General features: G+C 37.2%; 15 protein-coding genes and 1 pseudogene. 2 read left to right on the top strand and 14 right to left on the bottom strand.

The window, feature by feature from the left end; translation table 11 throughout:
- Nucleotides 1-120 precede the first annotated feature (120 nt).
- From PQ460_RS11630 to PQ460_RS11600, 7 genes are all read right to left on the bottom strand, one after another.
- Nucleotides 121-636, bottom strand: a complete 516-nt coding sequence (locus tag PQ460_RS11630) for a hypothetical protein (protein WP_273612518.1) — start codon at nt 634-636, stop codon at nt 121-123.
- Nucleotides 637-968: 332 nt separating this feature from the next.
- Nucleotides 969-1,799: a S66 peptidase family protein gene (locus tag PQ460_RS11625; RefSeq protein ID WP_274172797.1), complete on the bottom strand. Its 831-nt coding sequence runs from the start codon at nt 1,797-1,799 to the stop codon at nt 969-971.
- Nucleotides 1,800-2,453: a hypothetical protein gene (locus PQ460_RS11620; protein WP_274172796.1), complete on the bottom strand. Its 654-nt coding sequence runs from the start codon at nt 2,451-2,453 to the stop codon at nt 1,800-1,802.
- Nucleotides 2,454-2,472: 19 nt separating this feature from the next.
- The gene (locus PQ460_RS11615; RefSeq protein ID WP_273612520.1) at nt 2,473-2,976 is read right to left on the bottom strand and encodes a GNAT family N-acetyltransferase; all 504 of its coding nucleotides are present in this window, start codon (nt 2,974-2,976) and stop codon (nt 2,473-2,475) included.
- A complete protein-coding gene (locus PQ460_RS11610; protein ID WP_274172795.1) occupies nt 2,973-3,317 on the bottom strand; it encodes a hypothetical protein in 345 nt (114 codons plus the stop codon). The genes PQ460_RS11615 and PQ460_RS11610 overlap by 4 nt, the downstream gene beginning before the upstream one ends.
- Before the next feature lie 178 nt (nt 3,318-3,495).
- On the bottom strand, nt 3,496-4,458 hold the full coding sequence (locus tag PQ460_RS11605; RefSeq protein WP_273612522.1) for an AEC family transporter: 963 nt from the start codon (nt 4,456-4,458) through the stop codon (nt 3,496-3,498).
- A 108-nt stretch (nt 4,459-4,566) separates the two neighbouring features.
- Entirely contained in the window at nt 4,567-6,282 is a 1,716-nt protein-coding gene (locus PQ460_RS11600; RefSeq protein WP_274172794.1) for an NAD-dependent malic enzyme, read from the bottom strand.
- A gap of 359 nt (nt 6,283-6,641) precedes the next feature.
- On the opposite strand from PQ460_RS11600, the gene PQ460_RS11595 reads away from it, so the two are divergent.
- Nucleotides 6,642-7,520 carry a LysR family transcriptional regulator gene (locus PQ460_RS11595; protein WP_273612524.1) on the top strand — a complete coding sequence of 293 codons (879 nt, stop codon included), beginning with the start codon at nt 6,642-6,644 and terminating at the stop codon, nt 7,518-7,520.
- A 99-nt stretch (nt 7,521-7,619) separates the two neighbouring features.
- Here the strand turns inward: PQ460_RS11595 and PQ460_RS11590 are convergent, their stop codons facing one another.
- On the bottom strand, nt 7,620-8,540 hold the full coding sequence (locus PQ460_RS11590; RefSeq protein WP_274172793.1) for an NAD(P)/FAD-dependent oxidoreductase: 921 nt from the start codon (nt 8,538-8,540) through the stop codon (nt 7,620-7,622).
- 120 nt (nt 8,541-8,660) lie between these two features.
- Nucleotides 8,661-9,560 carry an NAD-dependent epimerase/dehydratase family protein gene (locus PQ460_RS11585; protein ID WP_274172792.1) on the bottom strand — a complete coding sequence of 300 codons (900 nt, stop codon included), beginning with the start codon at nt 9,558-9,560 and terminating at the stop codon, nt 8,661-8,663.
- Nucleotides 9,561-10,063: 503 nt separating this feature from the next.
- On the opposite strand from PQ460_RS11585, the pseudogene PQ460_RS11580 reads away from it, so the two are divergent.
- Nucleotides 10,064-11,779: pseudogene (locus tag PQ460_RS11580) on the top strand (alpha-amylase family glycosyl hydrolase); the annotation flags it as partial.
- Between the two features lie 163 nt (nt 11,780-11,942).
- Here the strand turns inward: PQ460_RS11580 and PQ460_RS11575 are convergent.
- The 5 genes from PQ460_RS11575 to PQ460_RS11555 all read right to left on the bottom strand — a co-directional run bounded on the left by PQ460_RS11575 (nt 11,943) and on the right by PQ460_RS11555 (nt 16,725).
- Complete coding sequence (locus PQ460_RS11575; protein ID WP_274172791.1) at nt 11,943-12,572, bottom strand: flavin reductase family protein; 630 nt, start codon at nt 12,570-12,572, stop codon at nt 11,943-11,945.
- Nucleotides 12,573-12,904: 332 nt separating this feature from the next.
- A complete protein-coding gene (dhaK, locus tag PQ460_RS11570) occupies nt 12,905-14,668 on the bottom strand; it encodes a dihydroxyacetone kinase subunit DhaK (protein ID WP_274172790.1) in 1,764 nt (587 codons plus the stop codon).
- Between the two features lie 138 nt (nt 14,669-14,806).
- Complete coding sequence (locus PQ460_RS11565; RefSeq protein WP_274172789.1) at nt 14,807-15,574, bottom strand: hypothetical protein; 768 nt, start codon at nt 15,572-15,574, stop codon at nt 14,807-14,809.
- Nucleotides 15,575-15,679: 105 nt separating this feature from the next.
- Complete coding sequence (locus PQ460_RS11560) at nt 15,680-16,207, bottom strand: SMI1/KNR4 family protein (RefSeq protein WP_274172788.1); 528 nt, start codon at nt 16,205-16,207, stop codon at nt 15,680-15,682.
- Nucleotides 16,208-16,236: 29 nt separating this feature from the next.
- Entirely contained in the window at nt 16,237-16,725 is a 489-nt protein-coding gene (locus tag PQ460_RS11555) for a hypothetical protein (protein ID WP_274172787.1), read from the bottom strand.
- Nucleotides 16,726-16,755: the final 30 nt, after the last annotated feature.

Raw genomic sequence — 16,755 nt, 5'->3', positions numbered from 1 at the left:
TTAATCTAGGTCTACATTCTACGACTCTATTATCTATAACACCAAATCGCTTAAATGATGCACTACAAAAAAAGCTTATGCAGATATATAGCATAAGCTTGAACGTATAAACGATTCTATTTAACTATTCCATTCATCTCCAGAAAAGCGTTCTGTAGCTCTAGCATGTTCTTGCTTGGCTTGCTCACTAAGACGATAACGAATTTCTTGAAGCATAATCGACATGATTTCTCTACGTTCTCCCAGATCAATCAATGCTTTGCGTAATCCATCTCGTACCATCCCTTGTTGTTCACCTTGTTGATAACTGGCTAGCGCATTCGCACCTTTTTCTATTTCTAATTGCAAATCTTTAACATACGAAGTAATGAGCAATAACGATTCTTCGTATACGTCGCTAGAAAATCCTTTGAGCGGAGAACGAATAAATCGCTCCTGCACTTGATCTTGAACATTAACCATCACAAAAGCGGGATTACTCAACAGCAATTGCATACTTTGCATTTGTAAATCTTCAGGCATCCGATCAATTAGAATTGCTTCATTTTGTTCTAACAACTGTTTTAAGCAATAATTCAGTTCGGCATCACCTTCTGGTAATTTCTCTACTTGGTTTTTTCTCACGAAATAGATCATTGTTGTCTCCTTTAGGTTACTGAATACGTTTACTAAAATAGCTAAACAAAGTATATCGTTGTTAACATCATTATGAACAAGAGTCTTAGTAAGAAGATACGCAATATTTTAAGTATTTTTTTATAACTTAACCATTTTAAGTACATTGTTAGCATGTTCCACTCAAAAATAGACTCTTATTTACAATAATCGGCTTAAAACAAAGAAAATGTTATGTATAAATGCGAATATTAGACAAATTATGCACTAAGACCTATAACGAAAAAGACGAAAAAGAACAAAGAAATTTCATTTTTCCTTGTTCTTGCCACATTCAGGACGATTGTTACATTTTAACTAATAATAATACACTTGCTATCACTATTATGACCGATTCCTTTAGATTTTACGATAGGAATAGGACGCTGTGCAGTCAGTTGCAACAAATATTGCTGAATCTGATGCCATTCATGGTGTTGTTCTATTTCGGTAAATGTACCTAGCAGTATCCCCGAACAGCTAGTAAACACACCGATTTGATGTAGCTGATCCAGCATAGACATTATGCGTGCTGCACGTCCACTCCATGATTCTAACAAAATAACTTTACCCGATACATCTGGAAAATAAGGAGTACCGACCAATTTCAAAAAGCAACGAATATTGCCTCCAATCACATCACCATTCAGATTTTCACCTTGTATAAAGTCAAAATCAAATTGATATAAATCTGAACCACCTTCAAAAAAGGTACGATAAAATTGTTGCCGTTGCTCGGCTCCATGTTCTTTAATTATATTCATGATCTGATAATGGTACGTCTGAATCTGTGATTGCTGTACGATTGCATTTAAGACTACTGTTAGATCACTCATACCAAAAAATGTGGTTTGAGCTGTGCGGATCTGCGCATAGTTTAGATACGGAAGTATTCCATTCGCCAGATCGCCACCAGAGATATCAAAAATCGCTTTGATTTGTGAATCAGCAAATAACCGATTCAATTCGTTTGCTTTTTCTTGTGCGGTATGAGCATCAATCAATGTGCTAGCTTCTACCACTTGAAGCCCCCATTGTTGTAAATGCCCGATCAGTTCATTAATCTGTACTCGCCGATCCTGTGAAATAGGATCTGAACAAGCAATTAGTGCTACTGTATCTCCTGATTTCAGTTGCAGTGTCATTTATGTATTGCTCCTCTCTGTTGAGTGTAAAGAATCACGTATAAGTATTCCTTTGTTCAATAGTTCTACTTGTTTACTGTTGTAATCTTTACTGATATCTTTATTCACCACTATACTATAAAAGGAATTCATATTACGTAAAACAGATTGTATGGTTAATTGTGTTAACTCATACTCTTGATGTGGATATTCTAGATTAGAATCAAACATAAAAGTAGCATCCTGTTCTATGGCGACCCCTCCAGCTACAAACTCTAATTTTTCAAAGATTTGTACAAGTAGGGCTGTAAACTCATCTAATTCGGAATCTTTAATACCAATTTGGTTCCATTCAGGCACATCTGCTGAACTACCATAAAAACACATTGAAAAACATAAACTATTGTTAGCAATACGTTGAATATAAAGGTCGCTTCGACGAGTTCTAGATGTATGAACATTAAGACGAACACATATTTGATGAATTCTTTTACTATTAGAGTCTTGTTCATCATATAGATATCCTTTATGAAAAGCTTGCAAAAGATCAGTAGTCATGTGCATTTCTATCTTTATTGGAAGATCGCACAATTTATCTAATATGACTTGAATAGATTCAGATTCAAACATTAGAAAGCTAATTTCTAAAAAAGGACCACCTTGCAATCTATCCATAGCTATCTCCTTTTTCTTATTACGAATTCGCTGTGACGGATAATTGGTAAAACTTTTTATCCACTTGCATTACTGGAAAAGAAGCAGGTAGTTGGGTTACTTCTATTTCTTGAAAGCCATTTTTTTCATAAAATCGATGGGCAGCTATAAATTGTAGAGTTGTGCCTAAATATATATGCGTCAATTGCTGTTGGGTTGCCCACGAAACGGCTTGTTGTAGCAATAATGTAGCTGTATTCCACACTTTTCCTCGATAATCAGAATGGACAAACATCTTGCGAAGAGCGACCTGTTGATTCCCTATATCTAATAAAGCAATCGTACCCACTACTTGATCATCATCACAAGCCACCCAGAAGTTACCGTTCCCTTTCTGATAAAAAGATTGAATGGATAACAGGTCTGGCTGATCTTCCTTAGTAATCGGTATATTGTATTCTTGTTGCTGAATATGGAGAATAAGCTGTACTACTTGTTCTTGATCACTGTCTGCGTAATTTCGAATACTTAGTGATGAATTCATTGGCGATACTCCTTTAGGAAAGAATTCCATTTCTTTTTGGAAAAAGGTTTATATAACAACGTCTCAAACCCATCATATTGTTCTTCATTCATACGTAGAACTATAGCTTTTTTAGCAATTTTAGCACAGGGTTGTGAAGAATAGTTTGGACTGCCTAACTTTCTTCGAACAGGAATATTAAATTGCAACAGATCCGCTAAATCGTTCCAGCCTTCCCAGCTCCATCTAGCTTTGCGTTTCCAATCTATCGCATATAATATGTAATCAGATGTAGAGTTATTTTGTTTTTCGATCATAATCCATGTAGCAGGAATGATTTTTTGAGCTTGTCGTTGATTCATATTTGCTCCCTCACAATATGATTTCGTTATTGTTCTATTTTCATATGAATAATCTATAAATTCAACATTCAATTATCAATATGCAAAACAAAAAGCCATTCACCGGAAATCTTTCAGCGAACGACTTTGATTTAAAATTTATTTTAAAATTAAAATGTATGATCTAAAAAAACACATTTTACAATAAAATCGAGATTAATATAGGTAAAGAAATTAAGGATAAAACAGAACTAATAACAAAAGAAGAAGCTGTTTCGACTTCCAACGTTTCAAAGCGAGACGCAATCATTGCGGCGACTGCTGATCCCGGGAAAGATACCAACAATACAGCCATCGTAATATCTGTTGAAGATAATCCAAATGCTAAAGCTAATACATACGTTAAAATAGGCAATCCGACTACTTTTAATACCGAAATACTGATAGCATTCGCACTAAATTGAATACGATTCAGACCAATAGTTACACCAATTGCAAACAATGCCGCACCAGATGTAATACTACCAATTTGATCAAGTGAACTTTGTAGCAATTCAGGAGAATGGAATCCAAACATCGTAAGCACAACCCCTAATAAAGGAACACAGGCGAGCGGCTCTCTAAGACCATGTAAAATCGAATGAACAGTCAGTTTGAGCAAGTTTTCAGGATGTCCATCTTTTTGCCCTGCTTGTGTTTTTTTACCTACAGAACTGACAATAGTTGCGATTGGATCAAGTAACGCATTAACAACAATACCTGTAATCGCAATCGGAATAGCAACTTCAGCAGCTCCAAACAAACTTCCAAGTACAGGTATACCCATAAAAGCGAAAGAAGGTTGAGTAGCATTTAAGGAGAAAATAGAGGATCTATTTAAATCTTTTTTGAACACAAGTCTTAGGATTAATAGCAAAATTACATAAAACCCGATAATCCCTAAAAACATTGTGATAAAAAAAGGCCATTTATCGATTAACGTTTGTTTACTTGTTGTAGTAATTCCGATAAAAAGGTGAGCAGGTAGTGCAAATTTGGTCACTAATGTATTTAAACCTTTGGACGATGCGGAATTGAATACTTTAAAATGACCGCCCAAAAATCCAAGAATAATAACAAAGAAAATAGGTATTAAAATAATAAAAATATGACCGACTGACATGTTGTAGGACCTCCATTATATTTTCAAATCTACCCTGTAAAGGGCAGACTGCCTATCTGCTATAGATAGACAATCTGAGAGTGATGCGATTTAGTAATAAAGCGTTATTTAGCTTAATGGCGTCATCTCTGTAGATTTAACGGTTCTATATACGGGATGCCACATTGCGTCTTTGACAGCTTGTTCGATATCGGTTGGAGTATTTTGTGCAACACCATCTTGAATAGCGGCTTTGGCAACAGCTACAGCAACATTAAATGATACTGCTTGTAAATTTTTTACTCTAGGTAATAGTGGAGCTCCTAGATCTGAAGAATCTACAGCATGAGCAACAGCATCGGCTGCCGCTGTAAACATTCCTTTGGTGAATACATTAGCTTTGGCAACAATCGCTCCAAGACCAAGTCCAGGGAATACAAAAGCATTGTTGGATTGACCAAATTCAAATGTGGTTCCTTGATACTCGATAGGTTCAAACGGGCTACCGGTAGCGATCAATGCTTTGCCATCTGTCCATTTGATCAAGTCAGCCGGTACAGCTTCAGCAAGTGATGTTGGGTTAGACATTGGCATAATCATTGGACGTTCTACATGTTTAGCCATTTCTTTAATGATCTCTTCTGTAAAAGCACCTGTTACACCAGAAGTACCGATCATAATAGTAGGTTTTACTTGTTTAACGACTTCCAAAAGACTTACTTTACCATTTTCATCTGTTGCCCAATCTGCAATTTCAGACATTTGGCGAAGATATGGTTTTTGGAAAGCAAACACATTTTCTGTTTCTTCAGTAAGTAGACCACGATAATCGTATGCCCAGAAGCGATCTTCTGCTTCTTCTTCTGACAATCCTTCTTTCATCATCGCATCTCGAATCTGATCGGCATTACCAATTCCAGCCGCACCCGGTCCAAATACAAGTACACGTTGTTCTTTCAGTGATGTACCGCTAACTTGTAGACCGGACATCACAGCTGCAAGTGTTACTGCGCCTGTACCTTGAATATCATCGTTGAATGTCAAAATTTGATCGCCGTATTTTTCAATGATATTACGTGCATTCACATTTCCAAGATCTTCCCAGTGCAATAATGCGTTAGGGAATAATTTCATCGCTGTTTGTACATAACGATCTACGAACTCATCGTATTTGCCACCGCGAACTCTTTCATGACGATTACCGATATATAATGGATCATTCAATAATTTCTGATTGTTCGTTCCGGCATCAAGTACAACTGCAAGTACACGACTAGGATCAATACCTACAGCAGCAGTATATACTGCTAATTTACCAATAGCGATATTAATACCACCTACACCCCAGTCACCAATTCCTAGAATACTTTCAGAGTCGGTAGCTACGATCAGGTCGATATCTCCAGGTTGTACGCCTGTATTACGGAAAGCTTCTTCAATCCCGTCCATATTATCGATTGAAAGATACACACCGCCTGGTTTGTGGTATTGCTGACTGTATTCTTGAATCGCTTGTCCTACTGTTGGTGTATATACAATTGGAAGAAATTCACTCAGGTGCTCGCTTAGTAAGCGATAGTATAAAACGACATTGCGATTATATAAATCGTTTAACATTGTATTTTTGCGAAGGTTATTCGGTTCAGTATTGATCTGGTCATATACACGATTAACTTGTTCTTCAATCGTTAAGATCATAGGAGGCAAAATTCCGTTCAGTTCCAAATCTGTTCTTTCTTCTGCTGTAAAAGCAACCCCTTTATTCAAAATAGGGTTAGCTAAAATTTCTTTTCCTTTAAGAATCGTTTTAATAGAGCCGTCATTATCCAAATAAAATGCGTTCATGTTCAATTCCTTCTTTCGTAATATTGTCATATATGTGTTTTTTCTGTGTCTAAATAGTGATTACCTTATTAATAATAGTATCATATTGACATATTGTAAAGGTCATTTTCTATGATAAATAATTTAATCATTGTTAAAAACTATGATAAATCTATTTATTATATATCTAATATAAATTTTCAGAAAAATTATATATCCATAAATACGTTTTCATTGTTGTCTATTATGATAAAAATGATATATTATGTACATAATCAATAATAATGGTAGAATGATTTATCATAGTTAAAAACAATGATAAAAAGAAAAATAAATCTATTATTTTACCGTTAATCATAAGATTTAGGAAAGGAATACTTATGGAAATTAGACAACTTGAATATTTTGTAGCCGTTTGTGAGGAATTACATTTTACCAAAGCCGCAGAACGATTGGGGATTACTCAACCTACACTCAGTATACAAATTCGAACGATGGAAGAAGAAGTAGGTACACTCCTTTTTGATCGGATCGGCAAAAAGATTACTCTTACTGAAGCAGGATTTATCTTATTACGTCAGGCACGAAGTATTTTGTTAAAGTTGCAAGATGCTTTCGATGAGATTAATGGATTACGCGAATATACAGGCGGGAATCTGGTCGTAGGGGTAATGGCAGCAGAGTTGGATTATCGAATTACACCGATCTTGATTGATTTTCATCATCAATTCCCTAATATTCATCTTAAAATCTCTTCTGCGATTGAGGTAGCAGAGATGGTTATCAATAATGTAGTGGATATTGGTATTACATTAATTGAATTTACAGATCCTAGATTAGTTACAACCCCACTCTATACAGAAGAATTTGTTCTGGTCGTCTCTGAGAATCATGAGCTGGCGGATCAAGAGTCGATTTCACTTGCCGCTTTACCTTCTATTCCTTTGGTACTTTATCCTAAAGGGTTCAAAGGACGGGAATTAATCGAACGTCATTGCAAAGAACATGGATTAAACTTAAATATTATTATAGAGACTTCTACAGCTTCTTCATTATATGGCTTTGTCAAATCGAATGTAGCAGCATGTATTCAGCCTTATTCATTATCCGCTTCTCTTAATGATCCAACATTACGTCTGATTAAAATAGCAGATTTCCCACCTACCCGTCAGATTGGTATTATGCATCGTACAGATAAGTATCTTGGTGTAGCGGCTTTAGAATTTATGAAGATGATCGAGAAGCATTTGAAAATGTAACGATACAGCAAAAAAGAAGGATAAGCATATAACAAGCTTATCCTTCTTTTATTTCTTTCTATATTGACTATCATCTACTGTTCCTTAATGATTCTTTTTTTAACGGATCACTTTACTTTGCCATGCTTTCTCTAATAAATCACTGTTTATATTTGCTGCCGTCATTGCACCCATTGACGCAGCAGCGACCACCTGATATTTACGTGAAGCCGAATCTCCTGCACTGTAGACACCAGCGATATTGGTTTTACCAAAATCATCTACAATGACCATTCCGGTATCTGCTAGTTCGCATCCTAACATCTGAGGTACTTCCGATCCTGCTTCTAATTCAGGTGCAAAAAATATTCCTGTACACGCAAGTGATGTACCATCTTCAAATACAATCTGCTTGACCATACCTGCTTCTGATTGTATTTGCTGAATCGGGGACGTTACTATCGGGATATGACGTTGTTCCAACTCTTCTTTTTCTTCTTCACTCCAATCCTCTGTTCCATGGGTACAAATCGTGAACTGGTCTGTCCATCCAGAGATTGTTTTAGCAAGATGCAGTGCCATCGATCCGCTTACGATTAAAGCTAAAGGCTGATCTCGCAATTCCCAACCATCGCAATACGCACAAACGAATGCGCTTTTACCATAGACTTCTTGTAGACCAGCAATAGCAAGAGGACGATCTTTCATTCCAGTAGCAAATAGTATCTTTTTGCCTCTGTATGTATTGCCTTGTATCGTTGTCATTTCGAAATCTCCATCTTGACCTGTTGCGCGGATAACCGTATCTTTTACAAACTGTACTGAAGGATAGACACTAATCTGTTCTCTAGCTATCTGGCGAAATGTAGCAGGTGTAACTCCATCTCTGGTTAAAAATCCATGCGACTCCTTAGTCACTCGATTACGTGGAAGTTCTTCATCAATCACCAGCACCTTTTTTCGCGCTCTTCCCAAAACAAGGGCTGCATTCAATCCCGCAGGTCCGCCGCCAACAATAATTACATCTACTAATTGTTCCATATTCATAAGCTCCTTTATAATTGGTTTTAAGATAAATTTCTATATTGTTATATGTTCGCTTATCTATCTAGCATTTTAAGCGTAAAGATTTTATTTAAATAAGTCGGTATAGATTCTACATTATTGGACAAATTGAGCAATCCAAGCTGGCATCGATATCCCTTGCGGGTTCCAACCTAGTAGATGACGAGCATGTATAGCTCTAACCCGACTATTAGAAGTGAAAAAGAAACGTGCCATTAATCCTAATTCTTGTGTTGCATCTTCTAGCTTCCAGCTTTGGATATGATTCGGATACCCTATGCTTGTACTCATCGCTATAGCTAATTCTACAAAAGTATTTTCTCCATTTTCAGCATAAAAGTAAGAAGCAGAAGGGGCTTTATTCAGCGCTAGTAGATAGAGATCGGCTAAATCTTCGATATGCACATTCGACCAACGACTAACACCTTCTCCGATATATACACCTGCGTTCATTTGACGCGATTTATCAAAAAGAATAGATAATATTTGACTTGTATAAGTAAGATCAAAAGCATCACCATAGATCAGTGAAGGAGCAATAATAATGGTTCGAACTCCACGTGTAATCCCTGCTTGCCGAACATGTTGATTCAAGAACACTCGATCTTGTTGTGGATCTGAAGGCATAAATACCGTTTCTTCATCATAAATATAAGAACTTTCATGTTCTACTAACCCATTATCACTCACTACACCTGAACCAGATGTATGTATAAATGGTTTGCCACTTCCCTCTAATGCTTTTATCAAAGTTTCTACGGCTACTTGATGATTAGAATCGGCTGTATGAATAACGGCATCACTGACTTGAGCATATTTGGTTAATATATCTGCATCTTCTAAAGAACCAAGAATAGGTTCAATTCCTAAGCTTTGCACTGCTTTTATCTTTTCCTGATGACGTACCAGACCATACACAGTATGCCCTGCTTTTATCATTCGTACAGCCACAGCACTGCCAATATAACCAGTGACACCTGTTATAAAAATGTTCATTTAGTTTCCTCCTCATTTCTAATAAAAAGGTTATTTATAATCAGAGACTTTAAAGACTTATATTATCTCTAATTATTATAAAAAAATGAATAGAACTACGTGTGAAAGCTTATCTTTAAACTATATAATCTTTTGTTTTTCAATTAGAGATTTTATTTGTCTATAATATACTTAATACATTTTATAAGTCAAGTCATCATCGTTTTTGTGCTTTTTACCAGATGAATAAATGTAGATTCACAGCATTTTACTAGGTTATTTTATACTACTATTTTAAAATACATATTCTTCTATTATTTTATATAAATGCCTATTTCTTTTTTGTAAGCGCTATCTTATAATAAGTTGCGTAAACGTTTGCACAAAATATATGTACAGGAGGAATGGTTATATTGGCATCGGGTAAACCGCATTTTAAAAAGATTATTTTGATTTTATTCGGGGTATTACTTTTATTTCCTTTGCTGTTCAGTGGTTCGTATACCACTACTCATGCAGCAGACAATTCAGTGACTGTGTATTACAAAAAAGGGTTCACTACGCCTTATATTCATTATCGTCAAGCAGATGGCAATTGGACTACCGCTCCAGGTACTAAAATGGCTGATTCTGAAGTTAGTGGTTATACCAAAATCACTGTTAATATCGGTTCAGCTACACAATTAGAAGCTGTATTCAACAACGGTAACGGAACTTGGGACAATAACAATTCCAAAAATTACTTATTCAATCCGGGTACATCCACGTTTACACCTAATTCGAGCAATACAGTAGGTACGATTACGACAGGTGCACCAAGTGGAACAACAACACCTACCAATCCTACACCGACTCCAGATAATTTCGGCCCGGTGGATTGGAGTAAACGTAGTATTTACTTTATTATGACAGATCGATTCAGCGATGGAGACACGACTAACAATAATTATGGTGGCTTCGCTTCTAACAAAAGTAATCCTTCGCAATGGCATGGTGGAGATTTTCAGGGGATTATTAACAACCTCGACTATATCAAAAATCTTGGATTTACCGCAATCTGGATCACTCCTGTAACGATGCAAAAAAGTGTAAATGCGTATCATGGTTATCATACGTATGATTTCTATTCCGTCGATGGTCATTTAGGAACTATGGCTAAATTCCAGGAATTGGTGAAAACAGCACATAGCAAAAACATCGCAGTCATGCTAGATGTTGTTGTCAATCATACTGGAGATTTCCGTCCTACCAATGGAACAGCCAAAGCTCCTTTTGATAATCCAGATTGGTATCATAATGCTGGAGATATTACGCAAAATGATTACAATACTAATAATCAATCTCGTATTGAAAATGGTGATGTTGCTAGCCTAGATGATCTTAAGCAAGAAAATACAGCAGTGGCTACAGAGTTGAAAAACTGGGGTAAATGGATTATCGCTCAATCTGGTGTAGATGGTCTACGTGTCGATACAGCGAAACATGTACCGAAATGGTTTTTGAAAGATTTCGATACGGCAGTTAATACATTTACTATCGGTGAAGTATTTAACGGTGATCCTGCTTATGTCGCTGATTATTCTAATTATTCCGATGCAGTGCTTGATTTCCCTATGTACTATACGATTCAAAATGTGTTTGGACATGACGGTTCAATGAACCAGATCAAAGATCGTTATAGCCAAGATTATCGTTACAAAAATACTAATTTCAATGGAACTTTTTTAGACAATCATGATGTTAAACGTTTCTTAAATGATGCTTCTGGTAAGCCCGGCAATGCATCAGACAAATGGCCACAATTGAAAGCGGCACTTGGATTTATGCTCACTTCTCGTGGTATTCCGATTGTGTATCAAGGAACAGAACAAGGATTTAGTGGCGGAGATGATCCTGCCAATCGTGAAGATATGACATTTAATACTAATAATGAGCTGTACAAATATATTGCGAAATTGAACGCTATTCGTAATAGTCATCCTGCGCTACAAAATGGTACTCAAAAAGAAAAATGGGTCGATACCAATTTCTACGGATTCCAACGTTCTAATAGTGGTGACGAAGCCGTTGTATTAATCAACAACTCATGGGAAAGCCAAACACGTACTATTCCGAACTTGGATAACTTCTCCAATGGTACAGTGTTACACAATCAAATGGGGACTGATTCTGTAACTGTTAATGGTGGTTCGATCACTATCACACTAGCTCCAAAAGAAGTGAAGATTTTAACAAAATAACATTCTCATACAAGTAAAATGATGATGTCTGTAAAATACCCCAAAGCAGTCTGATTTCTGCAAAAGCTATCAGATGACTTTGGGGTTATACATATGAGTCTATACGAGGATCTACTTTTAAAAGTTATGGATACGTGAAAGCTACAGTACATCTATAATGCTATTAACCTTTTTGATTGTATTGAGCCATAAAAGGTTCTGCTAACCGAGAAGGTTGTAACTTGGCACTTAGTCCAAAAAATTCACAGTAATTCATAATCAATGGATGCCACTTTTCAGGATCAATATAATCTTGATCAGGATGAAGTAAAATACTTTCTTCTGCATGCACGCGTATCATCCGTAGTTCTATTGCCGCGATTGTACCAGTTTCGCTAAAAGGAGAAATCTGTTCTACACTAGCTTCTAATTGAATCGGACACTCTTGCACCAATGGCGCTTGGACGAGATCTGCTGGAATAGCGGTTAGCCCTGCACATTCAAATTTATGAGGTTCATAGTGATAGCCCATAGTAGCTTTGTATACAGGGACGTCCTCTTTTCCAGTTGTTAGTGCTAATCGATCAACATGGTTGACTAACTGAGCAGAAGGAAGATTAAGTACGCAACTTTTCTCTCTAATTAGATTCTGTACCGTCTGTGATTGATAGCTCATTCCTAACATACAAGATTGATTAACCCACCATGCCGAAGACATCGGTGCTAGATTAGGGGAACCATCTGGATTTATCGTACTAATAAGAACTACAGGCGTTCCAAAATAAAATACTTTAGGGTGAACAATTTTGTGCATACGTCACTTCCTTTATAGAATTAGGGGATCACAGGAACGATATATAGGATCAGGTGATATGCTTATTATAAAAGAAGTACCTATGTAAAACTTTCGATGTATTGCGCTCTTATTCGAATCTTTTACTCCTTATGTAGTACATGATCTAGTAAGATAGCATCAATACTGGACAACAAATCATAAAAATAACTCAAGAAACAATCTGTATATATCACAGACTATTTCTTGAGTATTTATGGGATGTAATCTATTTTTTTATCATAAATGCTTCATATGATATCTTTTGACATTACAGCTGAATCCACCACTCGTCCAGCCACTTCACTGTACATTTAAGAATGTAGACTTTGAGCTAGCTCTGTAAAAATAACACCAAGTGCATGTGCACCTGCATCAGGGTAGCCAATACTACGCTCACCTACTGCGCCTGCTCGTCCCATACGTGCCACAATATTTTTTGTGCTTTCTGCCCCTTGCACTGCGGCTTCTGCACCTTTTGTTAGAGCCGTATGCAAGTCATCTCCCGATTGTGCACTGGCTGTCCATGCATCTGCGCAAGGTACCAGGGCATCAATTAACGTTTTATCACCGACAACAGCTCCACGTCCAAATGAACGTTCACCTGTCGCCTGAATCCCTTTCACCGCAGCTTGCATCATGTCTGCAAATTCTGCTACAGTAATCTCTTTCTTATCTCCAACGCTTTTGCCTGCCGCACGGAAAGCTGAACCCCAGATTGGACCCGATGCTCCACCGCAAGCTTCCATAATGACCAGTGAGGAATGGTCTAAAAAACCACCGATTGTCAGATCATCTTCTGCTAGAATTGTACTCCATTCATGTTTGAGTTCACGGAATCCTTTAGCAATACTCATCCCGAAGTCGCCATCACCTGCATGAGAATCCAGATCACAGAAAGGAACTTCATTTTCGATAATGATCTCACTCATTTTGTCTACAAGATAGATCATATTATTCAAGGGAAGTGTATTGCCTTGTAGTTGTGCATAATCTGGATCTGTCTGTACTTGATAAGATACAGGCTCATCCGGAACGTCTTCCATTGCCGCCGCTTCATAATGAACAGGTGCTACAGCACCGGATACTTTAAAAGCAGGGGTATCACTTTCTTGAGAAAGTAATGTTTTGAGTTCTTCGTCTAATTTCATAATCGTCACTGAAATACCATCCATATCTATACTGGTCATGTAGTTACCGACAAATTCACGATTGATCTGGATACGACGATTAGACAATTCACGTGTGACCGCATGGTTGAATAGATATAACTCTTGTAAAGGAGTTCCTCCAAATCCATTGATCAGTAATGCGATCTCGTCTGCATGTCCATCTTCTATTTTCATATCTCGCATCAGATCATCGACCATACGCTTAGCAAGTGTATCTGCTGATGCCATCTCTTCGCGCTTGATACCTGGCTCGCCATGAATCCCCACGCCGTACTCGATCTCATTGTCACCTAATTCAAATGTCGGGCTACCTTTGGCTGGAACGGTGCAAGAGGTTAATGCAAATCCGATACTGCGTACATTAGCAGCCGCTTTTTCTGCAACAGCTTTGACACCTGCTAGATCGCGTCCTTCTTCTGCTGCTGCGCCTGCAATTTTATGTACTAGAACAGTACCCGCTACTCCGCGTCGTCCTACTGTATACAGGCTATCTTCAACAGCAATATCATCTTCCACCCGTACATAATCGACTTTGATACCATCTTCTTCACATAAATAAGCGGCATTTTTAAAATTCATCATATCACCGCTATAGTTTTTGATAATCATCAATGTGCCTTTTTCACCGGCAGTTGCTTTGATTGCCTGATAGACTTGAATCTGAGAAGGAGAAGCGAAAATATCTCCGCATACAGCTGCATCTAGCATACCTTTCCCTATGTATCCTGCATGAGCTGGTTCATGTCCGCTACCTCCACCACTGATCAAAGATACTTTTTGCGGATTGAGCTCTTTCTTTTTAATGACTTTATATTTTGAAATGAGCTCAAGTTCAGGGTGAGCCAGCACCATTCCTTTTGCCATTTCCAGTACCATATCTTCTGCTTTATTCATTACTTTTTTCATGTATTTGTCCTCCTTGTCTTTCTATTGTTCAGTGTAGCTTCTTATGTATCATTACCCTAAACCTTACATTTCAAAAAAAGCTATACAGATCACTGACTCTGCATAGCTTTTTACATACATCACAAACAAAGTATTCGATTATTTAAATAATCGCTGAAATAATGATTTTTTGGCAAGTTCAGGAGTACCGATCAAAGTACCACTTAACCAGAAAGAACCCTTTACAATATTCCCTACTTCGATAGGTTGTGATAGTAACTGTTCATCTGTCACCATATCTATCGTTCCACCTAGTGTTTCGATCAATGACCAGTTGAAAAATTCACCTGTTATTGTATTTTGTGTCCGCTTTGTTTCTAATACATTGCCTGTAAACATAGCTGTAGCTTGCGCCACTTCACTATCTCCAAAAAGACCTGTCGGAATAAAAGATTGAGCGGCAAACTTCACTTCTCCGTCTTGTTGTGCAAAATAATCTTCTTCATTCTGATAAACGTTCAACTCATGGGTAAAAGCCGCCAGTTGTATATGTAGTAGTTGGGGTAACACGATATCAGGATACAGATTACTATTCGGTAGATCAAATACAAAAGGATATAGACCCGATTGTTCTATCGTTCCTTCTGGCTCTGCCCACGCATGAAATGCTCCATCCAAAATACTGTCCGGACGATTTACCGATGCATTTAATAAAGTATACATATTGGATTTGCCGCTAAAATGAGGATTCATTCCTATACATTCATTTTTATTATTTACCTGTACCCATAGTTCACTACCACTTATATCTTTCAATGCAAAATAATAACCATCTTTTACTTTGATTCGATTGTTCTCTGTACAAGCCAGTTGAATCGCTTCATCAAATTCTTGCTCATTTGAAACGTTAAATCCGATCGATGTCATATGATTAACTATTGTGTTGTCTCCCTACTTTCTCAAAAAATTCTATCTTTATACTGACACATATAAAGATAGGGCAACAGGGCGAAAGTATTACGAACTGTTAGCTTACTCGGTTTCTTCCTCTTGCAGAGCGATCTCTAAGAATTTAAAAAAATCGCTAGCTTCGACAGAACGATATTCCCAATCATGCCAGAAATATAACACTTGCCCTATCGTACCTTCTTCTGTCGGATCTGTATCTATACACAAATAATCGCCTCCACCATTACTAGCAATCGGAATCCATTTGGAATTCCATGCTAACGGTTGGACACCTGGCTGTGCATCTACTTCCCAATCTTCAGGATCAAATTCTTCTTGCAAGAAAGTCCAATTTTCGATAATTTCAGGTATAGGAGATAAAGTAAGATTTCGCACAAAGCATGTCGTTTCTACTTGTTCTTGTTGACCATTATGTATGCGATAAAAAGCTTTAATTTGTTCAGGAATCACTACACCAAGAGCATCTTCCAACCCGGCGATGTCTTGATCTGTAGCACCAGACTGTAAATGAAGTTTAGTTTCAAATTGATGATCATCGACTGATCCTTTCGCAATAATCTGCTTCCATAATTTTCGCACTTGAGTCTCCATACTATTCTCCTTGTCTATTAGTTGATAGATTATCTTTGCCACTCTTCTGGTACATATAACCATAAAGCAGGTTCAAGACATGGTTTATAATTTGCAGTTTGTCTAAAGTCATACATAATGTAATCTTTGATTTGTGTGTTGATATCTTTACTATATTCAGACTGATTTTTGGAAGAGAGCTTATCCAGCTTTGTCGTTGGAATTTCATGAAGAGGTAACATGGTTTCGCTAAACCACCCATTTCGATACTTGCTCCGCGGTCCTCCCATATGATGAGAACAATTCTTTTGCTGGAGTGCATCCGCTGAGTGAGAATAACACCACCATGTGACAGCATACACAACAATATTATGTGTAGTTAGTTCTTCTATAAAGTCGCTCACATCGGGCAATGCTGTGATGCAGTCTATATATCCTGTACCAACAGGTTCAACTTTATACTTTTCTAATAAGTCATTCAATACGGGTTGTATCGTTGCTTGATTGCGTTGCAATTGGTGCAGGTATTCTAATGACATTTCAGTTCTCCGATCTCTAATAAAGGATGA

The sequence above is a fragment of the Paenibacillus sp. KACC 21273 genome (assembly GCF_028736095.1).
Lineage (GTDB): Bacteria > Bacillota > Bacilli > Paenibacillales > Paenibacillaceae > Saccharibacillus > Saccharibacillus kyungheensis.
The sequence above is the reverse complement of the archived record's forward strand: the minus strand, read 5'-3'. Positions and strand labels throughout refer to the sequence as shown.

Excerpts from the sequence above, each read along its gene's own strand:
- PQ460_RS11605 (WP_273612522.1), bottom strand. The coding sequence starts at position 4,458 with ATGTCAGTCGGTCATATTTTTATTATTTTAATACCTATTTTCTTTGTT.
- PQ460_RS11555 (WP_274172787.1), bottom strand. The coding sequence starts at position 16,725 with ATGTCATTAGAATACCTGCACCAATTGCAACGCAATCAAGCAACGATA.
- PQ460_RS11590 (WP_274172793.1), bottom strand. The coding sequence starts at position 8,540 with ATGGAACAATTAGTAGATGTAATTATTGTTGGCGGCGGACCTGCGGGA.
- PQ460_RS11595 (WP_273612524.1), top strand. The coding sequence starts at position 6,642 with ATGGAAATTAGACAACTTGAATATTTTGTAGCCGTTTGTGAGGAATTA.
- PQ460_RS11575 (WP_274172791.1), bottom strand. The coding sequence starts at position 12,572 with ATGCACAAAATTGTTCACCCTAAAGTATTTTATTTTGGAACGCCTGTA.
- PQ460_RS11625 (WP_274172797.1), bottom strand. The coding sequence starts at position 1,799 with ATGACACTGCAACTGAAATCAGGAGATACAGTAGCACTAATTGCTTGT.
- PQ460_RS11565 (WP_274172789.1), bottom strand. The coding sequence starts at position 15,574 with ATGACATCGATCGGATTTAACGTTTCAAATGAGCAAGAATTTGATGAA.
- PQ460_RS11560 (WP_274172788.1), bottom strand. The coding sequence starts at position 16,207 with ATGGAGACTCAAGTGCGAAAATTATGGAAGCAGATTATTGCGAAAGGA.
- PQ460_RS11630 (WP_273612518.1), bottom strand. The coding sequence starts at position 636 with ATGATCTATTTCGTGAGAAAAAACCAAGTAGAGAAATTACCAGAAGGT.
- PQ460_RS11585 (WP_274172792.1), bottom strand. The coding sequence starts at position 9,560 with ATGAACATTTTTATAACAGGTGTCACTGGTTATATTGGCAGTGCTGTG.
- PQ460_RS11615 (WP_273612520.1), bottom strand. The coding sequence starts at position 2,976 with ATGAATTCATCACTAAGTATTCGAAATTACGCAGACAGTGATCAAGAA.
- dhaK (WP_274172790.1), bottom strand. The coding sequence starts at position 14,668 with ATGAAAAAAGTAATGAATAAAGCAGAAGATATGGTACTGGAAATGGCA.
- PQ460_RS11620 (WP_274172796.1), bottom strand. The coding sequence starts at position 2,453 with ATGGATAGATTGCAAGGTGGTCCTTTTTTAGAAATTAGCTTTCTAATG.
- PQ460_RS11600 (WP_274172794.1), bottom strand. The coding sequence starts at position 6,282 with ATGAACGCATTTTATTTGGATAATGACGGCTCTATTAAAACGATTCTT.
- PQ460_RS11610 (WP_274172795.1), bottom strand. The coding sequence starts at position 3,317 with ATGAATCAACGACAAGCTCAAAAAATCATTCCTGCTACATGGATTATG.